This window comes from Cryobacterium sp. 10I1, from assembly GCF_035019805.1.
Taxonomy (GTDB): domain Bacteria; phylum Actinomycetota; class Actinomycetes; order Actinomycetales; family Microbacteriaceae; genus Cryobacterium; species Cryobacterium glucosi.
On sequence record NZ_JASJVF010000029.1, the window covers coordinates 1 to 23531 of the forward strand.

Consider the following 23531-nt stretch of genomic DNA (forward strand, 5'->3'; position numbering starts at 1 on the left):
GTCCAGCCACACCAACCGCATCCATCGGGACGACGCGGCAGCGGCCATCGTGCACCTCGTGACCGGCGACGCGGAGCCCGCGCCGCTCTACCTCGGCGCGGACAGCCTTCCCGCGCGGCGCGGTGACGTCCTCGCCTTCCTCGCCGCCGAACTCGGCGTTCCCGATCCGGTCGGACTCGCGAGCCGCGCGTCGACAGTGGTGGGGGAATCGGCCGACAGCCCCGCGAGTCCCGTCGGGTCAGCGGGCCGGGCGTCGCCCGGACCTCGCGGCGGCGACAAGCGCTGTCGTAACGCCCTCCTGCTCGCGAGCGGGTTCCGCTTCGCCTACCCGAGTTATCGGGAGGGGTACCGTTCCCTCCTCGCCGGCGTCGGCATCCGTCATCCCTGAACCGCCCTCGAGGTTTTAGGGTTGCAGCATACCCACCCCGCCCAGCACGGTCTCGATCCCCGAGGTCGGCGACGACCTCCCTCCACTCAGAATCGGAAAGGCTCTCCCCAGCATGAAGAACATCACTCTCGGCAGCACCGGCCTCATCGTCTCCCGGCTCGGACTCGGCTGCATGGGCATGTCCGCGTTCTACTCCGGTGCCGGAACGGATGAAGCGGAGTCCGTTCGCACCATCCACCGCGCGATCGACCTCGGCGTCACGCTCTTCGACACCGCGGAGATCTACGGACCGTACCTCAACGAAGAACTCCTCGGAAGAGCACTTGCCGACCGGCGCGACGAGGTCGTCGTCGCGACCAAGTTCGGCACCATCCTGCACCGCGGCGACGGAAGCAGGGGCCTCGACGGCAGCCCCGAGAACGTGCGCCTCTCGGTGCATGGCTCCCTGTCCCGACTCGGAACCGACCACATCGACCTGTACTACCAGCACCGGATGGACCCGGGCGTCCCGGTCGAGGAGACCGTCGGCGCCCTCGCCGAACTCATCGAGGAGGGCGTCATCGGCCACTACGGGCTCTCGGAGGCCGCACCGGACACGATTCGCCGCGCGCACGCCGTACACCCCGTGACGGCGCTGCAGACCGAATACTCGCTGTGGAGCCGTGACCCGGAGAAGGAGCTTCTCCCACTCCTGCGCGAGCTCGGCATCGGCTTCGTGCCATACTCGCCGCTCGGTCGCGGCTTCCTGACCGGGACCATCCGCTCGCTCGACCAGCTTGACGCGAGCGATTTCCGCCGCTCGAACCCTCGGTTCGAGGGCGAGAACCTGGCCGCCAACATCCGCATCGTCGAACAGGTGGATGCCGTCGCTGCGGAACTCGACGCGACCCCCGCCCAGGTGGCGCTCGCCTGGCTGCTGGCCCAGGGCGACGACATCGCCCCGATCCCCGGGACCAAGCGGGTCGCCAGGGTCGAGGAGAACGTCGCCGCCGGTGACCTCATCCTCACGGAAGCGCAGCTCGCCACCCTCGGCGCGCTCGACGCCCCCGCGGGCGACCGCTACGCCGACATGTCAGGGGTCAACAGGTAACCAGGGCGCCTCCCCGCCTGAGCCACACAAAAAACACCCTCGCCGACTCGACGAGGGTGTTTTTTGCGCAACTCAGGCGGGCAGCGGACGCTAGAGGGCTACGGGAACCTCCGACGAGACTCCGCGGATCATCGGCGTGTGGAACGTGCCGCCGAAGACGCGCTCGCTCGCGCCGACCCTGTCGAGGTACGGGGTGGCCCCGCCCATCTGGAACGGCCAGCCAGCCCCGAGGATCACGCACAGGTCGATGTCCTCCGCCGCGTGCACGACGTCGTCGTCGAGCATCCGCTTGATCTCGTCGGCGAGTCCGTCCTCGATGCGTCGCAGGATCTCCTCGCCCGTCATCGGCGTCGTGCCGCCGGCGACGATCTTCTTCGCGGTCTTGTCGAAGCCCGTGACCTTTCCCTTGGCATCGCGCTCGAGGATCTTGCCGTGCTCGGCGAGCCGGTGCAGGTTGTCGCTCTCGAAGAACCGGTCGGGGAACGCGGCATGGTGCGTGTCGAGGACGTGCGCTCCGACCTTGAGCCCGACGAGTTCGAGGAGCTCGAACGGCGTCATCGGGAGTCCGAACGGCGCGATCGCGCCGTCGACGACCTCGAACGGGGTGCCGGTGTCGACAGCGTGCATGGCCTCACCGAGGAGCTTCGCGAGGATGCGGTTGACCACGAAGCCGGGGGTGTCACGCGTGATCACGGCGTTCTTCCTCAGCTTGCCCGCGATCACCATCGCGGTCGAGAGGGTCGTCTCGTTCGTCTGCGGGGTGTTCACGACCTCGATGAGCGGCATCACAGCGACCGGATTGAAGAAGTGGAAGCCGACCAGGCGCTCCGGGTGGGCGAGCTTCGCACCGATCTGCTCGACGGAGAGAGACGAGGTGTTCGTCGCGAGGATCGCCTCCGGCGACACGTACTTCTCGATCTCGGCGAAGACATCCTGCTTGACGCCGAGTTCCTCGAACACGGCCTCGATCACCCAGTCGGCGTCGGAGAAGCTCGCCTTGTCCGTCGTGCCCGTCACGAGAGCCCTGAGCCGGTTGCCCTCGTCCGCTGTGATGCGGCCCTTGGACTGCAGCGTCGCGATCTCGCCGTGGATGTACGCGACGCCCTTGTCGACGCGGGCCTGGTCGAGGTCCGTGATGACGACGGGCACCTGCAGGCGGCGAACGAACAACAGGGCGAACTGGCTCGCCATCAGGCCGGCACCGATGACGCCGACCTTCGTGATCGGGCGCGCGAGCTTCTTGTCCGGAGAACCGGCCGGGCGCTTGGCGCGCTTCTGCACGAGGTTGAACGCATAGATGCTGGCCTGGAGCTGGTCGCCGGCGATGAGCGCGGCGAGGGAATCGTCCTCGCGCTCGAAGCCCTCCTCGCGTGTGCCGCTCTTGGCGGCCTTGAGCAGGTCGAGTGCGATATACGGGGAGAGCGCGACAGTCCCGATCCTGCTTTCGAGCATCCGCCTGGCGATTCCGATCGCGGCGTCCCACTTCACGAGGCGCTCGATCTTTCCCGGCTTGTTCGGCCGGGTGACCGTCGTCGTGCCGGCGATCACGCCGTCCGCCCAGGCGATGGAATGCTCGAGGAATGCCGCGGACCCGAAGAGCACATCGGCGATGCCGAGCTCGACGGTGTCGGTGGCCTTGAGGACCCGGTTCTTGAGCGGGTTCGAGATGATCACGGTGAGGGCGTTCTCGATGCCGATCAGGTTCGGCAGCAGGTAGGAGCCGCCCCAGCCGGGAATCAACCCGAGGGACACTTCGGGGAGGGCGACGGCGGCGACGGATGCGTCGACCGTGCGGTAGTCGGCGTTGAGGGCGATCTCGAGACCGCCCCCGAGTGCGAGCCCGTTGATGAAGACGAACGAGGGCACACCGAGCGTGGAGAGCTTCCCGAGGGCGTGGTGGCCGAGCTGGCCGAGCAGCTTGCCCGTCGCGAGCGAGGGAATCTCGCTGACCTTGCCGAGGTCGGCGCCTGCGGCGAGGATGAACGGCTTGCCTGTGACGGCGACGCCGTGGATCTCACCGCGTGCCGCCCGCTCGGCGAGGGCGTCGAGGGTGGCGGCGAACTCGAGAAGGGTGACCGGACCGAGGGTGTTCGGACGGGTGTGGTCCCTGCCGTTGTCCAGGGTGACCAGGGCGAGCGTGCGCGCCCCGGACAGGGGAATGTCGCGCACGAAGGAATGCGTGACGACCTCGTCACCGGAGAGGGCGACGAGTTCGGAGAAATCGAGTGCGGTGTAGTCGGTCATCGCTTACTTTGCCTTCCGATTGAAGTGCGGGTTTTCCCAGATGACGGTGCCGCCCTGCCCGAGGCCGATGCACATGGCGGTCAGGCCGTAACGGACCTCGGGGTGTTCGGCGAACTGGTGCGCGAGCTGGTTCATCAGGCGCACGCCAGAGGAGGCGAGCGGGTGGCCGATCGCGATCGCACCGCCGTACTCGTTGACGCGGGGGTCGTCGTCGTCGATGCCGAAGTGATCGAGGAAGGAGATGACCTGGACCGCGAAGGCCTCGTTGAGCTCGAAGAGTCCGATGTCGGTGATGCCGAGGCCGGCCTTGCGGAGGGCCTTCTCGGTGGACGGTACCGGGCCGAGGCCCATGACCTCAGGCTCGACACCCGCGAAGGCGAAGCTCACGAGCTTCATCTTGACGCTGAGGCCGAGTTCCTTGGCGGCGGCGCCGCTCGCGAGCAGGCAGGCGCTCGCGCCGTCGTTGAGCCCGGACGCGTTGCCTGCCGTGATCCGGCCGAAGGGCCGGAACGGGGTCTTCAGCGTGGCGAGGCCTTCGAGGGTCGTCTCGGGGCGCGGCGCTTCGTCGCGGGTCGCGAGCCCCCAGCCCTGTTCGCTGCGAATGGCGACGGAGACCAGGTCCGGCTGGATCTTGCCTGCCGCGTACGCCGCTGCGACCTTCTGCTGGCTGCGCAGCGCGTACCGGTCCGACCGGTCCTTGGTGTACTCGGGAAAGCGGTCGTGGATGCGCTCTGCGGTCGAGCCCATGTTCAGGGCGTCTTCGCTGACGAGCCGCTCGGAGAGGAACCGCGGGTTCGGGTCGACGCCGGAGCCCATCGGGTGCCGGCCCATGTGCTCGACGCCGCCGGCGATGGCGAGGTCGTATGCCCCGAAGCCGATCGCGGCGCCGACCGTGGTCACGGCGGTCATCGCACCGGCGCACATCCGGTCGATCGCGTATCCGGGCACCGATTTCGGCAGCCCGGCCAGCAGCGCCGCGGTGCGACCGAGGGTGAGTCCCTGGTCTCCCGACTGCGTCGTCGCGGCGATCGCAACCTCGTCGATACGTTCCCCCGGAACCTTCGGGTTCCGTTCCAGCAGGCCGATCATGGCCTTCACCACGAGATCATCCGCCCGGGTGTTCCAGTACATGCCCTTTTCGCCGGCGCGTCCGAACGGGGTACGAACCCCATCCACAAACACGACTTCTGCTCTTTCGGCCACGGTGCCTCCATCAATCAGATCAGGTGTCGGTTGATCCTAGGGTGGCACGATTGACGGGTCGAATCCTTGGACGGATCCTACGAATCGACCTCGACGGTTACGGCGATGTTTTGGTTGGCTTCGACAAAGGCAGCCGTGATCTGTTGTGCAGTGAGTTCAATTTGCCAGTCACGGGCACCGAGGGCGGCGAGCGCCTCGCTGATGGATTCCACTTCGATCGGCTCCGGTGGCGTCCAGGCGATCCGGCGCACGAAGTCCGGAGTGACGAGGTTCTCGATCGGGATCGCGAAGGACTCGGAGATCTGGCCGAGAGCAAGCCGCGCTGCCTTGTACCGCAGGTCGGCCTCTGGATTCCGGTCAGACCACGCCCGCGGCGGGGGAAGGGCGTCACCGATTCCGCGCAGGGAGGGGAGGTCCGTCGCGCGGATGCCGTCCTGGATCGCAGTCCACCACCTGTCGAGTTCGCTGCGGCTCGCGCGGCCGCTGAACTCGCGGAGATCGGCGAGCGCCTGCCTGCTGGCCGGCAACACCCGTGCAGCGGCGACGAGCGACGCGTCGGGGACGAGGCGCCCCGGCGACACGTCGAGGTGCCTGGCGAGGTCGTCGCGGGCAAGCCAGAGGGATCTCGCGACGGCGAGGTTGCGCTGGGAACGAATCGAATGCACCCCGGACAGCCTGCGCCAGGGCTCTGCGCTGATCGGCTTGGGCTCGTGGTCGAGCGTCGCCTGGAATTCCTGGGCGGCGATCTGGGTCTTCTCGTCGGCGGCGAGCATCTCGACCATACGGTCGCGCAGGTCGGGGAGGAGCTCGACGTCGAGGGCGCCGTAGACGAGCCAGCTCTCCGGGAGCGGCCTGGTCGACCAGTTCGCCGCGGAATGCTCCTTGGCGAGATGGATGCCGAGGAGTTCCTCGACGACCGTGCCGAGGCCGACCCGCGGTAAGCCGAGAAGGCGTGCGGCCAGTTCGGTGTCGAAGATGATGTGCGGGTCGAGGCCGACCTCCCTCAGGCACGCGAGGTCCTGACTGGCGGCGTGGAAGATCCATTCATCTCCCGCGATCGCCGCGTTGAGCTCGGAGAAGTCCCCGATCGCCGGCGGATCGAACAGGAAGGTGCCCGCGCCGCGCCGGTACATCTGGATCAGGTACGCGCGCTGGGAGTATGTGAAACCCGATGCCCGTTCGGCGTCGATGCCGATCGGTCCCGTTCCCTCGCTGAGGGCAGCGGTGGCCGCCAGATAGGCGTCCCGCGTATCGATCACGCGGTGATCAACCACGACCAGTTCGGCGTGCGGACAACATGCTGACTCCTTCGCCAATCGGGGGAAGACCTGCGAGCATGCAGATCAATTCGCCCCAGCCTTCGACGTGAGCGGTGAGATTGTGGTCCACAGGTGTCCACGAAGCACGCAGCTCTATCTGCGCACCGTCGCCTTGCTTCGCAAGTTCGCCGAAGCCCGACGAAATAATCTTAGTCGCGGTTCCGGATGCCGCGGTATAGCGGGCTCCGTGGGAGTCGAGGGCATCGATCAGCCAGGCCCAGGCCACTTCGGCGAGGAAAGGGTCGACACCGATCTCCGTCTCGAGGGGAGCCTGCGCGAAGCAGACCACCCGGAATGCTCCGCCCCAGGCCTCCGGCTCCTCAGGGTCATAGAGGAGGATGAAACGGCCGGTCCCGAGATCGGAGTTGCCTCCGTGGCGTGACGGGGCGACATCCGCGGAGAGGGCAACGGCGTGCGGGGCGAGCTTCCCGGGGGCCGGGATTTCGCTGAGCACCAGGTCGGTGCGGGTGTGCGCTCTGCGGATGGCCGCGAGCGCAGCGGCGAACTCCGGGGGGAGTGGTTCTTGTGTTTCGGGCACGTCTGCAGACTAGAGTTTTTTCCGGGCGGGTCGGTGAGGCACGCCGGGCAGCCGGAGGTACGCGTGCGGGAAAAATCGAGGTCAGGGACGCCGGGCGGACTGGTCGTCGCGGTCACGGCTCTCGTAGTTGCCGGCGCGGCCGCGGTCGTGGTGGCGGGAGTGAGCGTGCTGGCCGCCGTGATGGCGCGTCGTATCGTGACGCCGTCCGACGCACGCGCCGACGACACCGACGTTCTCGGCGTCGATCTCGAGGCCGCGACGATCACGCTCGCGGTGACGCCGGATTCCGTGTTGCCCGGTGACTACAGCTTCTGGTTCGAGCGTGAGTCCGGGCACGCCCAGCTCGGCGAGGTCCTCCGCGTGACGAAGACGGCGGTCATCCGCCGGATAGCCCGAATCGACTACGGGGACCTGAGCGAGGCCCGCAGAGGCCGCCTCGGCGGGTATTCCTATCTGGGTCCCTGGGATCTCGGCCTCCCGTTCGAGCAGGTGCAGGTGCAGACGGAGGTCGGCGAGGCCCCGGCCTGGCTGGTCCCCGCCGAGCGGCCGGACGGTCGCTGGGTGATCCAGGTGCACGGGCGGGGTGTGCGACGGCAGGAGACCCTGCGGGCCGTCCCTGTGTTCCACGACAGGGGCTACAGCTGCCTCCTGGTCTCGTATCGCAACGACGGCGACGCGCCGGGAAGCGACGACGGCCGGTACGGACTCGGGGATACCGAATGGCGCGATATCGATGCGGCGATCGGTTTCGCGGCGGCTCGCGGCGCGACGAGCATCGTGCTGATGGGGTGGTCGATGGGCGGCGCGATCGTGCTGCAAACCGCGACGCGTACGGGCTACCCGCACCTGCTCTCCGGCATCGTGCTCGATTCGCCTGTGATCGACTGGGCAGACGTCGTCGCGTTCCAGGGCAGCACGCTTCGCCTGCCTGGCCTCGTTGCCACGGGGGCCATGCAGGTCCTCGGCCGGCGGTGGGGCGGCCGCCTCACCGGCCAGGCGAGTCCGATCGACTTCCGCAGGCTCGACTTCGTGACCCGCGCCGACGACCTCGAGCTCCCCGTGCTCCTGATGCACAGCGATGACGACGGCTACGTGCCCTCGAGCCCGTCGCGCGCCCTCGCGGTTCGCCGGCCCGACATCGTGACCTTTCTACCGTTCACCGTCGCGCGGCACACCAAACTCTGGAACTATGACAGGGAAGGATGGAACGCGGCGATCGGGACCTGGCTCGGCGAACTCGAATCCCCGGCGGAACCGACCGGGCCTGATGATCCGCTCCACCCGGCCGGATAGCGGTCTCAGGGGCGCTCGCGCAGCTTGCGCTTGGTGCGGGCGAGCATCGCGGACATGCCACGGATGCGGAGCGGCGAGACCGCCTGCGTGAGTCCGATGGTCTGCGGGTAGTCGTCCGGCACGGCGAGCACCTCGGCGACGGACAGGCCGTCGAGGCCCTGCGCGAGGATGGACGCGAATCCCCGGGTCGTCGGGGACTCCCTGGGCGCCGTCGCGTGCAGGTGCACCGCGTCCCGGTCGTCGACATCGACGAAGATGAACACGGGTGACTGGCACTCGACGACGCGTTCGAGCAGGTCGGGATGCTCCTGGTACCGGCTCGGAAGCTCGGGGAGTTCATCGGCGAACTCGAGCAGAAGGAGTAAGCGGTCCTTCTGTTCCAGCTCGAGGAAGTCTTCCTGGATCTCGGCCAGTTTCGCGGGCAGTTCGGTGGTGGTCATCAATCAGATCCTGTCCTGGTTCAGCGGGGTTCGGGGGCCGTACCGGCGGCCGCTCCCGTGACGATCGGGACCCGCACGGCGTTGCCCCATTCCGTCCAGGAACCGTCGTAGTTGCGCACGTCCTCGAATCCGAGCAGGTGGGTGAGCACGAACCAGGTGTGGCTCGACCGCTCGCCGATCCGGCAGTACGCGATCACGGCATCGTTCTCGCGGAGCCCCGCCTCGCCGCGGTAGATCGCCTCGAGTTCCGCGCGGGACTTGAAGGTCGCATCCGGTGCCGCGGCGCGCGCCCACGGCACGGAGGCCGCAGAGGGGATGTGGCCGCCGCGCAGGGCGCCTTCCTCCGGGTATGCGGGCATCGTGGTGCGCTCCCCGGTGTACTCCTCGGGGGAGCGGACGTCGATGAGCGGGCGGCCGAAGTGTGCGAGCACGTCGTCCTTGAAGGCGCGGATCGGCGCGTCGTTGCGGGGGACGAGGGGGTACTCCGCGGCAGCCACCTCCGTGGCCTCGCGGGTCAGGGCTCCGCCCTCGGCGATCCACTTGTCCCTGCCGCCGTCGAGCAGGCGCACGTCGGGGTGGCCGAAGAGGCTGAACACCCAGAGCGCGTACGCGGCCCACCAGTTGTTCTTGTCGCCGTAGATCACGACGGTGGAATCGCGCGCGATGCCCTTCGAACCCAGGACGGCCGCGAAGGCAGCGCTGTCGACGAAGTCCCGCTGGACCGCGTCGTTGAGCTCGGTGTGCCAGTCGATCTTGACGGCGCCGGGGATGTGGCCGCTCTCATAGAGGAGCACGTCCTCGTCGGACTCGAGGACAGTGAGTCCGGCATCACCCTGGTGTTCGCGCAGCCAGGCCGTGCTGACGAGCCGTTCGGGATGAGCGTACGCGGCGAACTTGGCATCCGGATCGAGATCGACGGGCATGGGAACCTCCAGTGGGGCCGGGCGGTGCCCCGGGATCATTTGAACGCGGTTTAGGCTGGTCTTCCGGCCCGCGCTTCGAATGTACGCGGTCCGGCCTGGTCGCGCATTCGTGGTGAAATACTTCAACACGAATGTCCGAAAAGCAGCCCATATGGCCAACCGAGACAGAAACACGGGTATTCCACGATGGTTCCAGAGGCGCCCCGGGCTCCCAGTCGGCTGCATCGGCTCGCGGAACGCTCTCCCGAGATCACGGGGGCCGAAATCGTCGCCGAACTCGTGCCGCCTCCCCAGTTCGAGCACGCCTCATTCGAGTCCTACCGGCCCGATGTGAACTTCCCTTCCCAGCTCGAGGCCGTCGACCGGCTCACGGCCTTCGCCGAGGCCTGGCGACCGCAGCGCCCCGGCGGATTCTTCTCACGTACCCGGAAGGCTCCAGCGCAACTCCCGGGGATCTACCTCGACGGTGGGTTCGGCGTCGGGAAGACCCACTTGCTCGCCGCGCTGTGGCACTCCGCGCCGGGCCCCAAGTACTTCGGCACCTTCATCGAATACACCGCCCTCGTCGGGGCGCTCGGTTATGCTGCGGCGGTCCGGCAGCTCTCCGGGGCGAAGCTCATCTGCATCGACGAGTTCGAACTCGACGACCCGGGCGACACCATGTTGATGACGCGGTTGCTCGGCGAGCTCGTGGCCTCGGGCACCCGGGTCGCCGCGACCTCCAATACGCCGCCGAATTCACTCGGTGAGGGCCGGTTCGCGGCCATCGACTTCCTTCGCGAGATCCGCGCCATGTCCGCGAACTTCGAAATCCTCCGCATCGACGGGCTCGACTACCGCAGGCGCGACATCGAAGGCCACTCCGTCGCCGTCGAGGGACCCGAACTCGACCGGCTCGTCGCGGCGCTCGTGGCCAGGGGAGCGAACGTGACGGAAGACGACTTCGGTTCCCTGATCCGGCATCTCAGCACCGTGCATCCGTCGAAGTACATCAAACTGATCGCCGGGGTCGAGGTCATCGCCCTGACCGACAGCTACCTGTTGACCGACCAGACGGATGCCCTGCGGCTGGTCGCCTTCATCGATCGCGTCTACGACGCCGAAATACCGATCGTCGCGAGCGGGTTGCCCCTCGCGGAGGTCTTCGACGATGAGATGCTCGCGGGCGGCTACCGGAAGAAGTACCAGCGCTCCCAGTCGCGGATGGTGGCACTGACAACGGGCGAGCTCCCTCCGCACGACTGAAACCGGGATCCGTCGCGGCCGAATGCGGCTCTGACGTGCCTGTTTGCCGGAACGGCCCTGTCGAATCGGCGGCTGAGTCAAGCCGGGAAACGCGGAGTCGGGAGATACCGGGCGTCAGGAAACACGATGTTAACACGGTCAACAATCGCGTAACGCGGTCGAAACATCCCTGAGCGTGTGCGGAAACGTGTGCACTCCACACTGTCTCTGTACCTGCCGATACACGCTTCACGCTCACCCTGTGCACGTCGGCGGTCATCCCTGTTAGTTAGAGAGAGGTAACCATATCCATGGTTGAACTGTCGGTCCTGCTGGACGATACGACTGATGCACTTACCACAAACATCAATTCCCTGTGGCTCCTCGTCGCGGCAGCCCTCGTCCTCCTGATGACTCCGGGCGTGGCCTTCTTCTACGGCGGCATGGTCAAGGCGAAGAGCGTCATCTCCATGATGATGATGAGCTTCGGCGCCATGGGCCTGATCGGCGTGCTGTGGGTCCTCTACGGTTACGGCCTGTCCTTCGGACCGCCGCTCATCGGCGGCTGGCTCGGAAACCCGTCCGAGCTGATCGGCCTCAACGCACTCCTGACGAGCGGCAAGGACGGCGGACCCGACCTGGGCGCCCTCGCGTTCGCCGGCTTCCAGGCCACCTTCGCGATCATCACCGTCGCCCTCATCTCCGGAGCGATCGCCGACCGGGCCAAGTTCGGCGCGTGGATGATCTTCGCCGGCGTCTGGGCCACCCTGGTCTACTTCCCGGTCGCGTACTGGGTGTTCAACCTCACGGACGGCTGGGCTCCCTTCCTCCTCAAGGTCAACGACTTCGCCGGCGGCACCGCGGTGCACATCAACGCCGGTGCGGCCGGCCTCGCCCTCGCCCTGGTCCTCGGCAAGCGCGTCGGCTTCAAGAAGGGCATCTCCAAGCCGCACAACGTGCCGCTGACCCTCCTCGGCGCCGCACTGCTCTGGTTCGGCTGGTTCGGCTTCAACGCCGGCTCCGAAGCCGCCGTCGACGGTATCGCCGCCCTCGCCTGGATCAACACCCTCGCAGCACCCGCCGCCGGTATCATCGGCTGGCTGATCGTTGAGAAGATCAAGGACGGCAAGCCGACCATGATCGGTGCAGCATCGGGCGCCGTCGCAGGCCTCGTCGCGATCACCCCCGCGTGTAACATCCTGACCCCGATGTGGGGCATCCTCCTCGGGCTCATCGTGGGCGCCGTCTGTGCCGTCGCGATCGACCTGAAGTTCAAGCTCGGCTTCGACGACTCCCTGGACGTCGTGGGCATCCACCTCGTCGGCGGCATCATCGGAACGCTCTACGTCGGTCTCGTCGGCAACAACGTCGGCCTCCTCCAGACGGGCAGCTTCAACCAGCTCGGCGTGCAGGCCCTCGCGGCATTCGGCATCGGCATCTACTCCTTCGTGATGGCATACGCCATCGGCTGGATCATCCAGAAGACGATCGGCTTCCGCATCACGAACGAAGACGAAGTAGCCGGCGTCGACACCATCGTGCACGGCGAAGAGGGCTACGCGCTCGACGCCGTCTAACCGGCACTTTCTCTGCACGGGCAGCTGAAACCAGAGCCAGCCGAAACAAGAAGGGGCGCATCCGCGGCACGCGGATGCGCCCCTTCTTGCGTCCGATCCGGTGCCTGTGCACGAGCGGATGCTGACCGTCGACCCAGCAGTCGCCCGTCAGCGCCTGACGGATCGGGTGCGATACAGTGTGGCTGTGTCAGCCATCCGCGGTTTCTTCAGTGCCCTGCGGCGACTCTTCGCGCCGACGAGGCCTCGCAGTGACCGGTCGACGGTTCCGAGCCCTGGTCGAACCGGAGCGGGCGCGACCGTCGAAGTCGACCCGCGGAGTCTTCGTGATGTACGGCTCGCCTACCGGCCGACCCGGAATGCGAGTCCGGACCCTGGAGAAATCGTCTGGACCTGGGTTCCCTTCGAGGAACGTGACGGGCGCGGCAAGGACCGCCCGGTCGTGATCGTGGCCGAGGCGGGCAAAGGGGCCGTCCTGGCCGTCCAGTTGACGAGCAAGGACCGAACCGGGCACCCCGACTATGTGGCGCTCGGCGTCGGCGACTGGGACAGGAGCGGCCGTCCCAGCTGGGTCAACGTGGACCGGGTCTTCATCGTGAACCCGGGCGGCATGCGTCGTGAGGCCGCCAGGGTCGATGCCGCGCGCTACGGGCGCATCGCGACGGTCCTGCGCGGCCGTTACGGCTGGAACTAGGACCATGCCGAGCAGTCACCCGGCCTCGTCGATTGCGCCGCCCCTCGCCGGCCGGGCTGTTGCGAGCCAGCGCTGGTCGCACCTCTGCTTCGTGCATTGGCGCGTGCCGGCCGCCGAGGTCGCACCGCTCCTGCCCGCGGGCCTGGTTCCCGACGAATTCGACGGCACCAGCTGGGTGGGCCTCATCCCGTTCGTCCTGGATCGGGCCACGATCTGGGGCAGCCCACCCATTCCGTACTTCGGGAATTTCGTGGAGGTGAATGTCCGGCTCTACGCCGTCGACGCCGAGGGGCGACGCGGAGTCGTCTTCGTCTCCCTCGAGGCGTCGCGGCTCGCGGCGGTGCTCGCTGCCCGTGCCGCGTTCGCACTTCCGTACATGTGGTCGCGGACGCGGCTGGCCGTCGTGGCGGGCGAGTACCGCTATTCCTCCCTGCGGCACTTCGCAGGCCGGGCCAGGACCGATATCGTCGTCCGGCCGGGGATGGAACCGGTGACCGGTGAACCGCTCGCGGACTTCCTCACGGCGCGCTGGGCGCTTTTCACCCGTGCCAGGGGGCGCACGGTCTACCTCCGTAACCACCACGAGCCCTGGGAGCTCGTCCAGGCCGAGCTCGTGCACCTGGACGACACTCTGCTGGCCGAGGCCGGCTTCCCGGCGCTCAGCGGGCGCGTACCGGATTCGGTGCTGTATTCGCCGGGCGTCACGACCCGTTTCGGAACGGGCTGACCCGTATCACTGGCGGTCCGGCGGCCGAGCGGGGAGCCCATTGACAACAGGACCCCCTCGCCGGTAACGGTCGAGGGGGCCCTGTCGGGCGTTCGGGAAGCCGGGGGACTATGCCCCGCAGGTGACGGTGACTCCGTTGTTGTCGAAGACGCCTGCGCCGTGCTCCGTGCAGAATGCCGCAAGGTTGACGCCCGCGCTGACTGCGACCGCGATCACGATCCCGACGACGATGATGCCGACGACACTGATGATGATTCCGGCGAGGGCGAAGCCGTTGCCGAGTCCTGCCTTCTTCGACTTGACGAAGCCGACGATGCTGACAATGAGCCCGAAGGGCTGCAGCGAGACGAGGGAGAGGATGAGACCGACAATACCGAGGGTCTTGCCGGGGTTGACTGCGGAGGCTACGGGAGTCGTCATGGTGACGGCCTTTCTGTGGGCGCCGGAACCCGGACGGGCAGGCGGCAGATGGGTATGGGGAACCCAGACAGCTGAAGGAACCGGAGGTCGGTCGGGTGATCGTCCGGGTGGCGGCTGCTCGGGTGACGTGCGGCAGCAGAAAGCACGAACGGCAGCAGGGGGCGTCGTGTGCGCTGCGCCGAGAGATCGATGCTGGACAAGAAGGTGCCCTCTGTCGCACTGATGCGCCGGAGGGTTCGCTGGGTCAGTCGTCGGGAACTGTAGTTCTTGTCTGGCTTGGGTCGAGCATGGCACAGCGGACACTCAGAGTGCAAGGAGGATTCTCCACGCTCGCGCCGGCCTCTGGTCGACCCCCGTCGCGACGGGGATCTCGGCTCAGCCGCCCGATCCGAGGAGGCCGGCGCCGAGCACAGCACACGCGATCGCGATGATCAGGAAGACACCCACCCAGAGCAGGCCGGGGATGTGCGTGAGGCGGGCGAGCTGGTCGGCATCCGAGGCTGTGCCGCGGCGGCGGGAGCGTGATCCCTGAAGCTCGAGCACCGTGCGTACGGCGCCGAGAAGAAGGAATGCCGTCACGAGCAGGGCGAAGACGCTCTGCACGAACGCGGAACCGAACCAGGTGACCGCGAAGATCACCGTGGCCGTCGCGAGCACGGACCAGAGTCCGAACCAGTTGCGCACCTGGATGAGAAGCAGGGCGAGGGCCGCGAGCAGGAGCCAGAGCAGTCCGACCGAATACCCCAGGCTCAGGAGCCAGGCCGCACCGAGTCCGAGCAGGGCGGGCGAGGAATAGCCGGCGAGCAGGGTCAGCACCATCCCGAGTCCGCGGGGTTTGCCCCTGCTGACGGTGAGCCCCGACGTGTCAGAGTGCAGCCGGATGCCGTCGAGCTGTCGGCCGCCGAGGGTCGCGACGAGCGCGTGGCCGCCCTCATGCGCGATGGTGACCACATTCCTGCAGGCCCGCCACAACGCCGGGACGAGCACGATGGCGGCCGCGGCCGCGATGGTGAGCCAGGCGGGGATGAGGGGGAGTACATCGTTCCTGGCCGTGACACGTTCCCAGAAGCCGAGCAGGAGATCCATGTTCACAGACTAGGTGGGCGAGGCCATCCGGACGTTGCCAGGGTCAGAGCGCCGGACATGGAAAACGTCCCGCTCCCCTGAAGGCCGGGGCCTGAGGGGGAGCGGGACGCGCTGAACCGGGTGCTTAGGCGCTGGGCGTCGGGTTGGCCGCTGCCACAGAGAAGATGACGACAAGGATGACCACGAAGAGCACGAGGAAGATCGCGCTCAGGATGATGCCGGCCTTGGCGAGGCCGTTGGGGGCGCCGGCCTTCTTGGCCTGGTTGAAGCCGATGATGCTCACGATGAGGCCGGGCAGCTGGAGGTAGGGAATGAAGGCGAGGATGAACCCGACGATGCCGAGGATCTTGCCGGGGGTGGCCGTTGTGGTTTCGACGGAAGTCATGAGAGGAGCCTTTCTGGCTGTTGTACTACTGCTGGGGGGATTACCGGGTGGTGTCTGGAACGGCCGACGACGGACGCACGAGGTCTGCCGCGAGGCGTGCATGCGGCAGGTCGAACGCAGCCGTCGTCGTGCGGCGTTCACGAGTCCCGGGAAGCGAACGATGCGACTCGGTTCACTTCACGGAACAGGACGGGAGTACAGCGCTCTTTCGTGATGAAGACGAAGGAGGGTTCGCTGGGCCGGGGATCCAATGGGATGGTCCTTCGGCTTGAAGAAGAGCTTGGCACAGGACGCACTCAGGTTGGCGGGATTGGCCCCCCCAGTACGAGGGTACAAAAAAACCCCGCTCCGGCGGGGTTTTCTCCTGTGTAGGAGTGGGCGATACCGGACTCGAACCGATGACCTCTTCCGTGTGAAGGAAGCGCGCTACCAACTGCGCCAATCGCCCGCGGCGAGCGAATTTTGTTCGACCGCGACTCTCGATACTAGCCCAGACCGGGCGTCTGTCGTGCACCGACGCGCCACCGCACGCTCAAGTTCCGCTCGGTTTGTATATCCGGAAAAGTACCGGTACAGTCTTCAAAGCACGCAGAAATGCGCGCAGTTGCGGATGTGGCGCAGTGGTAGCGCATCACCTTGCCAAGGTGAGGGTCGCGAGTTCGAATCTCGTCATCCGCTCGAATTGAATCGGCCGAAAGGCCGATTCTCTTTGGTATGAACCCGAATACGGTGGATTGGCCGAGAGGCGAGGCAGCGGCCTGCAAAGCCGTATACACGGGTTCGAATCCCGTATCCACCTCCAGTCTTGGAGAACGAAGTTCTTGAAGCACTAGATTTGGGCGATTGGCGCAGCGGTAGCGCGCTTCCCTGACACGGAAGAGGTCACTGGTTCGATCCCAGTATCGCCCACAGATAAACCCCCGGTTACCCCGGGGGTTTTTTCGTTTAACGTCCACCGGAATGGGGATACCGGTCCGGAGTCTGGTGCAGCACTCTCAAGGGGGAGGTTCGCCATGAATTCGCACACGGTGCCGCACGGCATCCGGTTCGGCCGCCGGGCGACCGACTTCCCGGCCGTCGTCGGCGCTGACGTCACCGACCGCCCGGGCGCCAGCAGGGCCCCCCGTCGCGGGGTGCCGGCAAGCAGGTACCTGCCGCCGCAGGACTGGGACCGCCTGCTCATCGCCGATGCGCAAGGACTGCCCACCCTGTACCTCGCCGCCGACGCCGGTGAATTGTGGCTGACGGAGCCCAGCACCGGCCGGGTCGTCGCGCTCGGCAACAGCCACCTGCGCGGCCTCGGCATCTGGAGCTTCTGGCTGCACAATGTCGACCAGCGCACGATCGTCGCACGAGAGGGACTCCTCCAGCCCGGTTCGGTCGTCGCGCTCGTCCGCGAGCAGGCGCACGGGTCCGGCCCCCGTGGGATCGCCGTCCACGCTGCGACCGGGCGTCCGGTCGGCCACGTCAGCCCGCGGATCGCCGCCGGGCTCTCCCCGCTCCTCGACGGCGGAGCGGGGCTCCTGGCGGTCACCCTCGCATCCGATCCGACTCTCGCCCGTGACCGGCCAGGGCTCGTCAAGGTGATCGCCTGTTCACCGGACGTCATCGGGCATCTCTTCCGCCGGCTGCCGCAGGGGGCACCCGTGCCGTTGCGTGCGCACGACACCGTCCTCGTGGCCTGAGCCTGGCAGCCGCCCGAGCCGCACGGGAATCCCGGTCGCGACCGCGCCGCTAAAGTTGGAGGGGTTCGCACAATACTGAGGAGTACTACACGTGGCTGACGGCTTTGAGCTTTTCACCGACCGGTCTGTTGTCGCAATGCGCGTCAACGGTGAGCTCAAGGATCTCGCCGCAACGCTGACCCAGACGGATGTCGTGGAACCCGTGACGATTTCGTCGCCGGATGGCCTGAACATCCTCCGCCACTCGGCAGCGCACGTGCTCGCCCAGGCGGTGCAGAACGTCAACCCGGCGGCACGCCTGGGGATCGGTCCGCCCGTGACGGACGGCTTCTACTACGACTTCGATGTCGAGGTGCCGTTCACGCCAGAAGACATCAAGGCGCTCGAGAAGGCCATGGACCGCATCATCCGCCAGGGCCAGCGTTTCGTGCGGCGCGTCGTGACCGATGACGACGCCAGGGCCGAATTCGCCGCGGAACCGTACAAGCTCGAGCTGATCGGGCTGAAGGGCGGCGCCGTCGCGGCCACCGCGGACAACGAATCGGTCGAGGTCGGCGGCGCCGAGCTCACCATCTACGACAACGTCGACCCGAAGACGGGCGAGACGGTCTGGAAAGACCTCTGCCGTGGCCCGCACCTGCCGAACACCCGCATGATCGGCAACGGATACTCGCTGACCAGACTCGCCGCCGCATACTGGCGCGGCTCGGAGAAGAACCCGCAGCTGCAGCGCATCTACGGGACCGCCTGGCCGACCAAGGACGAGCTGCGCGCTTTCCAGGCTCGCCAGGAGGAAGCCGCCAAGCGCGACCACCGCAAGCTCGGCCAGGAACTCGACCTGTTCTCCTTCCCGGAGGAAATCGGTTCCGGACTGGCGGTCTTCCACCCCAAGGGCGGGATCATCCGCGCGGAGATCGAGAACTACATGCGCGAGCAGCTGCTCGCGAACGGCTACGACCTCGTCAACACCCCGCACATCACCAAGGCGCACCTGTTCGAGACCAGCGGGCACCTGCAGTGGTACAAGGACGGCATGTTCCCGCCGATGCACCTCGATGAAGAGGTCGACGCGGAGGGGAACATCACCCGGCAGGGCCAGGACTACTACCTCAAACCGATGAACTGCCCGATGCACAACCTCATCTTCAAGGCGCGGGGCCGCAGCTACCGCGAACTTCCGCTGCGTCTGGCCGAATTCGGAACCGTCTACCGGTACGAGAAGAGCGGAACGCTGTCCGGCCTCACCCGGGTGCGCGGGCTCACCCAGGACGATGCCCACATCTACGTCACCGCGAGCCAGGTGAAGGCGGAAGTCGCCAGCCAGCTCGAGTTCGTCTTCGAGACGCTGCGGGGATACGGGCTCACCGATTTCTACCTCGAACTCTCCACCAAGGACCCGGTGAAGTTCGTCGGCACCGACGAGCAGTGGGACGAGGCAACCGAGACCCTCAGGCAGGTCGCCGTCGAGTCCGGGCTCGAACTGGTCAGCGACCCGGGCGGAGCGGCGTTCTATGGCCCGAAGATCTCCGTGCAGGCCAGAGACGCGATCGGCAGGACCTGGCAGCTCTCCACGGTCCAGCTCGACTTCAACCAGCCGGAACTCTTCGACCTGGAGTACACCGCCTCCGACGGGACCCGCCAGCAGCCGGTGATGATCCACCGTGCCCTACTCGGCTCCATCGAGCGCTTCTTCGCTATCCTCCTCGAGCACTATGCCGGCGCCTTCCCGGTCTGGCTGTCCCCGGTCCAGGTCGTCGGCATCCCCGTCGCCGAAGCGTACGAGGACTATCTCGGTGAAGTCATCCGGCAGCTGAAGGCACTCGGGGTGCGCGCCGAACTCGACACCTCGAGCGACCGGATGCCCAAGAAGATCCGCACCCACACCAAGGCGAAGGTGCCGTTCCAGCTGATCGCAGGCGAAGACGACCGGGCGGCCGGATCGGTGAGCTTCCGTTTCAGGGACGGTACCCAGGAGAACGGCATCCCCGTCGTGGATGCGATCGCCCGTATCGTCGACGCGATCGCAACGAAGGCGCAGGTCTGAGATGGACGCCGGAGACGAGACGATCGAATCGTCCAGCGACTTCGCGGCCGTACCGGATGCCTTCCAACGGTTGTGGACGCCGCACCGGATGGTCTACATCCAGGACGGCACGCAGCCGCACGCCGACGCCTGCCCGTTCTGCCTCGCCCCGGCGATGACCGACGAGAAGGCGCTCATCGTCGCCCGCGGCACGCACGCGTACGTGCTCCTCAACCTGTTCCCGTACAACAGCGGCCACCTGCTCGTCTGCCCGTACCGCCACATTGCGACCTATGACGAAGCAACGCCAGAGGAAGTCGCCGAGATCGGTAGTCTGACCCAGGTGGCGATGCGCGTGCTCGCCGTGACCTCCAACTGCGACGGCTTCAACATCGGGATGAACCAGGGCAGGGTCGCCGGAGCGGGCATCGCCGAACACCTGCACCAGCACATCGTTCCGCGCTGGGCCACAGACTCGAACTTCTTCCCGATCATCGCGAAGACCAAGGCCATTCCGCAGCTGCTCGGCGACGTCCGCCGGATGGTCGCGGACGGCTGGCCGCGCGACGAGGACTAGCTCCACCCATCCCTACCATTCCCGCTCCCGCAGCCGCTGCTCGCGGAGTTCCCACCAGACGCAAGGAATAGAATTCACGTTATGACTGAAACAACATCCATCGAGCAGTTTGGTTCGAGCCGCGTCAAGCGCGGACTCGCCGACATGATGAAGGGCGGCGTCATCATGGACGTCGTCACTGCAGCCCAGGCCCGCATTGCCGAAGATGCCGGAGCCGTCGCCGTCATGGCGCTCGAGCGCGTTCCCGCGGACATCCGCTCCCAGGGCGGCGTCGCGCGGATGAGTGACCCGGACCTGATCGACAGCATCATCGCCGAGGTCTCCATCCCCGTGATGGCGAAGGCTCGTATCGGTCACTTCGTCGAGGCGCAGGTCCTGCAGGCGCTCGGCGTCGATTACATCGACGAGTCCGAGGTCCTCAGCCCGGCCGACTATGTGAACCACATCGACAAGTGGAAGTTCGACGTGCCGTTCGTGTGCGGCGCGACCAACCTCGGTGAGGCGCTCCGCCGCATCAACGAGGGTGCCGCGATGATCCGGTCGAAGGGCGAGGCCGGCACCGGCGACGTCTCGGAGGCGACCAAGCACATCCGCACCATCAACGCCGAGATCAAGCGCCTCGCTTCGCTCAGCAAGGACGAGCTCTACGTGGCGGCCAAGGACCTGCAGGCGCCGTACGAGCTCGTCGTCGAGATCGCCGCGACCGGCAAGCTCCCCGTCGTGCTCTTCACCGCGGGCGGCGTGGCCACCCCTGCAGACGCCGCGATGATGATGCAGCTCGGCGCGGACGGCGTCTTCGTCGGCTCCGGAATCTTCAAGTCCGGCAACCCGGAGCAGCGCGCCAACGCGATCGTCAAGGCCGTCACCTTCTTCGACGACGCCAAGATCGTCGCCGAAGTTTCTCGCGGCCTCGGCGAAGCCATGGTCGGCATCAACGTGTCCGACCTCGCGGCACCGCACCGCCTCTCCGAGCGCGGCTGGTAGCTCGAACAGGTGACGGTAGGAGTACTCGCCCTCCAGGGCGACTTCCGCGAGCATGCGCAGGTGTTGCGCACCCTCGGAGCGGACGTCGTCCTGGTGCGCCGACCAGAAGAACTCGCCCGCGTCGACGGGCTCGTGATTCCGGGCGGCGAATCCAGCGTGATGGACAAGCTCGCGCGGGCCTTCGGCCTCGCCGATCCCTTGCGCGCCGCCGTCAGGGCCGGCCTCCCGGTCTACGGGACCTGCGCGGGACTGATCATGCTCGCGGACACCGTCGTCGACGGCATTCGCGGCCAGGAGAGCATCGGCGGCCTCGACATCAGCGTCCGGCGCAATGCCTTCGGCTCCCAGACGCAGTCCTTCGAGACCGATCTGGAGGTACCGGTGCTCGGCGATGCGCCGGTGCACGCGGTGTTCATCCGCGCCCCGGTCGTCGATACCGTCGGTCCGAAGGCAAGGGCCCTCGCGCGGCTCGCCGACGGCCGCTGCGTCGCGGTCGAGCAGGGGCGCCTGCTCGGCACCTCGTTCCACCCGGAGATCACGGGGGAGCACCGCTTCCACGAGTACTTCCTCGGAACGGTCGCGGCCGCCCGCTTCCTCGGCTGATCCGGCCGGGGTTTCCCGCCTGCCGGCTGCGGGACTAGGGTTCTGGCATGAGTCAACGATGATGAGATATGTAGCCCTGCTCAGGGGAATCAATGTCAACGGCATAACCGTGGCCATGAATGATCTCGTGAAGACCTTCGAGGGCCTCGGCTACTCGGACGTCAAGACGGTGGTCGCGAGCGGCAACGTCGTCTTCACAGTCGACGAGGCGGCCGAGGCTTCACCGGACGCGATCAAGAGCCGGATCGAGGCGGCGTTGTCGGAGCGCTTCGATTACGAGGCCTGGATTGTGCTGATCGACGAGGCAGAACTCGCCCGCGAGGTGCGGTCCTACCCGTTCCCGGAACGGGAGGGCTGGCACGCCTACGTCATGTTCGGTTCTGACCCCTCCCACCTCGCGGAGCTCGCCGGCCATGCCAGGGAGCTCGACCAGGCGGACGAGCGGATCGAACTCGGCCACGGCGTCCTCTACTGGGAGGTCCGGCGTGCCGTCGGAATCAAGAGCGCCTTCAGCAAAAAGAGCGCCAAGGTGAAATACCGCGCCACGACGACGACCCGCAACCTGAACACCCTGCAGAAAATCATCACGCTCTGATCCTCCCTGCTTCGTCAGGGCGTCCGCCACGCCTGCCGGACGGCTCCGGCGGGGCGGATCGGGCACCTCGGGTTAGACTGGCCAACAGCGCATTGGTGCGACGAATTCGCTTTTCTGCCACTGGCGGCAGACGGCCGGCACCACAATCAGACAGCCAAGCACGACAACGGGAGATTCATGTCCGGACATTCCAAGTGGGCGACTACCAAGCACCAGAAGGCGGTCACCGACTCACGGAGGGCCAAGGCCTTCGCCAAGCTGATCAAGAACATCGAGGTCGCCGCTCGGATGGGCGGCGCCGACCTGTCGGGTAACCCGACGCTTGTGGATGCGATCCAGAAGGCCAAGAAGACTTCGGTCCCCAACGAGAACATCGACCGTGCGGTCAAGCGCGGAGCCGGCCTCGCCGGCGTCGTCGTCGATTACACCACGATCATGTACGAGGGCTACGCCGCAAACGGCGTCGCCATCATGATCGAGTGTCTCACCGACAACAAGAACCGCGCTGCGGCTGAAGTCCGCACGACGGTCAGCCGCAACGGCGGCAACATGGCCGACCCGGGCAGTGTTGCCTACAACTTCCACCGCAAGGGAATCGTCGTCGTCTCCAAGGCGAACGGCGTGACCGAAGACGACGTTCTCGGCGCGGTCCTCGACGCGGGTGCCGAAGAAGTCGTCGACGAGGGGGAGACCTTCGAGGTCTTCAGCGAGGTCCAGGACCTCGTGGCAACCCGTACGGCACTGCAGGCCGCCGGAATCGACTACAACTCGGCCGATATCGCCTTCGTCCCGCAGCTCACGATCGACGTCGACGCGGAGACCGCTCGCAAGGTGTTCAAGCTCATCGACGCACTCGAGGAACTCGACGACGTGCAGAACATCTACAGCAACTACGCCGTGTCTGCCGCAGTCTCCGCTGAGCTCGAAGCCGAGAACGAGTAGTCAACGGTGGCCGTGCGGGTGCTCGGAATCGACCCCGGGCTCACCCGTTGCGGCGTCGGTGTCGTCGACGTCGCGCCGAACCGCACGGCTACCCTCGTCGACGTCACCGTGTTGCGCAGTTCGCCCGACCTGCCACTCGAGCAGCGCCTGCTGCTGCTGAGCCGAGGACTCGAGGAGATGATGGACCGGCATAGGCCGGCCTTCGTCGCGATCGAGCGCGTCTTCGCCCAGCACAACGTGCGCACGGTGATGGGCACCGCCCAGATCAGCGGGGTCGCCCTCCTGCTCGCCGCCCAGCGCGGCCTCACGGTCACCCTGCATACCCCGAGCGAGGTCAAGGCGGCGATCACCGGCTACGGCTCGGCCGACAAGGCCCAGGTCGGCGCCATGGTCGCCCGCGTGCTCGGCCTCAGCGAGGTCCCGAAACCGGCGGATGCCGCGGACGCACTCGCACTGGCCATCTGCCACGCCTGGCGAACCGGGGCATCAGGAGGCACCCTTCCGACGACGGACGGACTCGCGGGCGGCGCACTCACGCCGGCACAGGCTGCGTGGCGCGCCGCGGAGCGCGGAG

The 23531-nt window shown here is 67.0% G+C and carries 23 protein-coding genes, 4 tRNA genes and 1 pseudogene; 18 read left to right on the forward strand and 10 right to left on the reverse strand.

Going from position 1 to position 23531, the window contains the following annotated elements:
• A pseudogene (locus QN345_RS04735) lies at positions 1 to 388 on the forward strand (SDR family NAD(P)-dependent oxidoreductase); the annotation flags it as partial.
• 112 nt (positions 389 to 500) lie between these two features.
• Positions 501 to 1478 carry an aldo/keto reductase gene (locus tag QN345_RS04740; RefSeq protein WP_322140830.1) on the forward strand — a complete coding sequence of 326 codons (978 nt, stop codon included), beginning with the start codon at positions 501 to 503 and terminating at the stop codon, positions 1476 to 1478.
• Between the two features lie 90 nt (positions 1479 to 1568).
• On the opposite strand, the gene QN345_RS04745 is transcribed toward QN345_RS04740, so the two are convergent.
• The 4 genes from QN345_RS04745 to QN345_RS04760 form a co-directional block, all read right to left on the reverse strand.
• Positions 1569 to 3722, reverse strand: coding sequence for a 3-hydroxyacyl-CoA dehydrogenase NAD-binding domain-containing protein (locus QN345_RS04745; RefSeq protein WP_134447998.1), 2154 nt, complete (start codon positions 3720 to 3722; stop codon positions 1569 to 1571).
• 3 nt (positions 3723 to 3725) lie between these two features.
• A complete protein-coding gene (locus QN345_RS04750) occupies positions 3726 to 4925 on the reverse strand; it encodes a thiolase family protein (protein WP_134448000.1) in 1200 nt (399 codons plus the stop codon).
• A 77-nt stretch (positions 4926 to 5002) separates the two neighbouring features.
• Positions 5003 to 6199 carry an HRDC domain-containing protein gene (locus QN345_RS04755; protein ID WP_322189728.1) on the reverse strand — a complete coding sequence of 399 codons (1197 nt, stop codon included), beginning with the start codon at positions 6197 to 6199 and terminating at the stop codon, positions 5003 to 5005.
• Positions 6192 to 6782 (reverse strand): DUF3000 domain-containing protein, encoded by a 591-nt coding sequence (locus tag QN345_RS04760; RefSeq protein WP_134559836.1) that lies wholly within the window; start codon positions 6780 to 6782, stop codon positions 6192 to 6194. Before QN345_RS04760 ends, QN345_RS04755 begins: the two co-directional genes overlap by 8 nt.
• A gap of 63 nt (positions 6783 to 6845) precedes the next feature.
• Between QN345_RS04760 and QN345_RS04765 the strand changes: the two genes are divergently transcribed.
• Positions 6846 to 8075, forward strand: a complete 1230-nt coding sequence (locus tag QN345_RS04765) for an alpha/beta hydrolase family protein (protein WP_322135765.1) — start codon at positions 6846 to 6848, stop codon at positions 8073 to 8075.
• A 5-nt stretch (positions 8076 to 8080) separates the two neighbouring features.
• Here the strand turns inward: QN345_RS04765 and QN345_RS04770 are convergent, their stop codons facing one another.
• Both QN345_RS04770 and QN345_RS04775 read right to left on the reverse strand, forming a co-directional pair.
• Complete coding sequence (locus tag QN345_RS04770) at positions 8081 to 8515, reverse strand: SufE family protein (protein ID WP_134448008.1); 435 nt, start codon at positions 8513 to 8515, stop codon at positions 8081 to 8083.
• 20 nt (positions 8516 to 8535) lie between these two features.
• Positions 8536 to 9438 carry a sulfurtransferase gene (locus tag QN345_RS04775; protein ID WP_134448010.1) on the reverse strand — a complete coding sequence of 301 codons (903 nt, stop codon included), beginning with the start codon at positions 9436 to 9438 and terminating at the stop codon, positions 8536 to 8538.
• Positions 9439 to 9624: 186 nt separating this feature from the next.
• Here QN345_RS04775 and zapE point away from each other — a divergent pair, with 186 nt between their 5' ends.
• From zapE to QN345_RS04795, 4 genes are all read left to right on the forward strand, one after another.
• Positions 9625 to 10683, forward strand: coding sequence for a cell division protein ZapE (zapE, locus tag QN345_RS04780; protein ID WP_134448012.1), 1059 nt, complete (start codon positions 9625 to 9627; stop codon positions 10681 to 10683).
• A gap of 389 nt (positions 10684 to 11072) precedes the next feature.
• The gene (locus tag QN345_RS04785; protein ID WP_370294846.1) at positions 11073 to 12239 is read left to right on the forward strand and encodes an ammonium transporter; all 1167 of its coding nucleotides are present in this window, start codon (positions 11073 to 11075) and stop codon (positions 12237 to 12239) included.
• A gap of 184 nt (positions 12240 to 12423) precedes the next feature.
• Positions 12424 to 12930, forward strand: coding sequence for a type II toxin-antitoxin system PemK/MazF family toxin (locus QN345_RS04790; RefSeq protein WP_241985051.1), 507 nt, complete (start codon positions 12424 to 12426; stop codon positions 12928 to 12930).
• A gap of 4 nt (positions 12931 to 12934) precedes the next feature.
• Positions 12935 to 13657: a YqjF family protein gene (locus tag QN345_RS04795; protein WP_134448016.1), complete on the forward strand. Its 723-nt coding sequence runs from the start codon at positions 12935 to 12937 to the stop codon at positions 13655 to 13657.
• Between the two features lie 108 nt (positions 13658 to 13765).
• Here QN345_RS04795 and QN345_RS04800 read toward each other — a convergent pair whose 3' ends face one another.
• The 4 genes from QN345_RS04800 to QN345_RS04815 all read right to left on the reverse strand — a co-directional run bounded on the left by QN345_RS04800 (position 13766) and on the right by QN345_RS04815 (position 15996).
• Positions 13766 to 14077, reverse strand: a complete 312-nt coding sequence (locus tag QN345_RS04800) for a hypothetical protein (protein ID WP_134448018.1) — start codon at positions 14075 to 14077, stop codon at positions 13766 to 13768.
• Between the two features lie 375 nt (positions 14078 to 14452).
• Positions 14453 to 15163 carry a M50 family metallopeptidase gene (locus QN345_RS04805; protein WP_134559838.1) on the reverse strand — a complete coding sequence of 237 codons (711 nt, stop codon included), beginning with the start codon at positions 15161 to 15163 and terminating at the stop codon, positions 14453 to 14455.
• A 124-nt stretch (positions 15164 to 15287) separates the two neighbouring features.
• Positions 15288 to 15548, reverse strand: coding sequence for a hypothetical protein (locus tag QN345_RS04810; protein ID WP_134448022.1), 261 nt, complete (start codon positions 15546 to 15548; stop codon positions 15288 to 15290).
• A gap of 375 nt (positions 15549 to 15923) precedes the next feature.
• Positions 15924 to 15996 (reverse strand) — tRNA-Val (locus QN345_RS04815).
• A 158-nt stretch (positions 15997 to 16154) separates the two neighbouring features.
• Between QN345_RS04815 and QN345_RS04820 the strand changes: the two genes are divergently transcribed.
• The 11 genes from QN345_RS04820 to ruvC form a co-directional block, all read left to right on the forward strand.
• A tRNA-Gly gene (locus QN345_RS04820) sits at positions 16155 to 16226 on the forward strand.
• A 50-nt stretch (positions 16227 to 16276) separates the two neighbouring features.
• Positions 16277 to 16350: transfer RNA gene (locus QN345_RS04825), tRNA-Cys, on the forward strand.
• Positions 16351 to 16385: 35 nt separating this feature from the next.
• A tRNA-Val gene (locus QN345_RS04830) sits at positions 16386 to 16457 on the forward strand.
• Positions 16458 to 16561: 104 nt separating this feature from the next.
• Positions 16562 to 17233 carry a hypothetical protein gene (locus QN345_RS04835; RefSeq protein WP_134449439.1) on the forward strand — a complete coding sequence of 224 codons (672 nt, stop codon included), beginning with the start codon at positions 16562 to 16564 and terminating at the stop codon, positions 17231 to 17233.
• Positions 17234 to 17324: 91 nt separating this feature from the next.
• Positions 17325 to 19277, forward strand: coding sequence for a threonine--tRNA ligase (thrS, locus tag QN345_RS04840; RefSeq protein WP_416173109.1), 1953 nt, complete (start codon positions 17325 to 17327; stop codon positions 19275 to 19277).
• Between the two features lies 1 nt (position 19278).
• Entirely contained in the window at positions 19279 to 19833 is a 555-nt protein-coding gene (locus QN345_RS04845) for an HIT family protein (protein WP_174774630.1), read from the forward strand.
• An 81-nt stretch (positions 19834 to 19914) separates the two neighbouring features.
• Complete coding sequence (pdxS, locus tag QN345_RS04850) at positions 19915 to 20817, forward strand: pyridoxal 5'-phosphate synthase lyase subunit PdxS (RefSeq protein ID WP_134449442.1); 903 nt, start codon at positions 19915 to 19917, stop codon at positions 20815 to 20817.
• Positions 20818 to 20826: 9 nt separating this feature from the next.
• Positions 20827 to 21420 (forward strand): pyridoxal 5'-phosphate synthase glutaminase subunit PdxT, encoded by a 594-nt coding sequence (gene pdxT / locus QN345_RS04855; RefSeq protein WP_134449443.1) that lies wholly within the window; start codon positions 20827 to 20829, stop codon positions 21418 to 21420.
• Between the two features lie 58 nt (positions 21421 to 21478).
• Entirely contained in the window at positions 21479 to 22015 is a 537-nt protein-coding gene (locus tag QN345_RS04860; protein ID WP_134559863.1) for a DUF1697 domain-containing protein, read from the forward strand.
• Positions 22016 to 22192: 177 nt separating this feature from the next.
• A complete protein-coding gene (locus QN345_RS04865) occupies positions 22193 to 22957 on the forward strand; it encodes a YebC/PmpR family DNA-binding transcriptional regulator (protein WP_134449445.1) in 765 nt (254 codons plus the stop codon).
• Positions 22958 to 22969: 12 nt separating this feature from the next.
• Positions 22970 to 23531: crossover junction endodeoxyribonuclease RuvC (gene ruvC, locus QN345_RS04870; protein WP_323508477.1), on the forward strand; the 562-nt coding region annotated here is incomplete at its 3' end.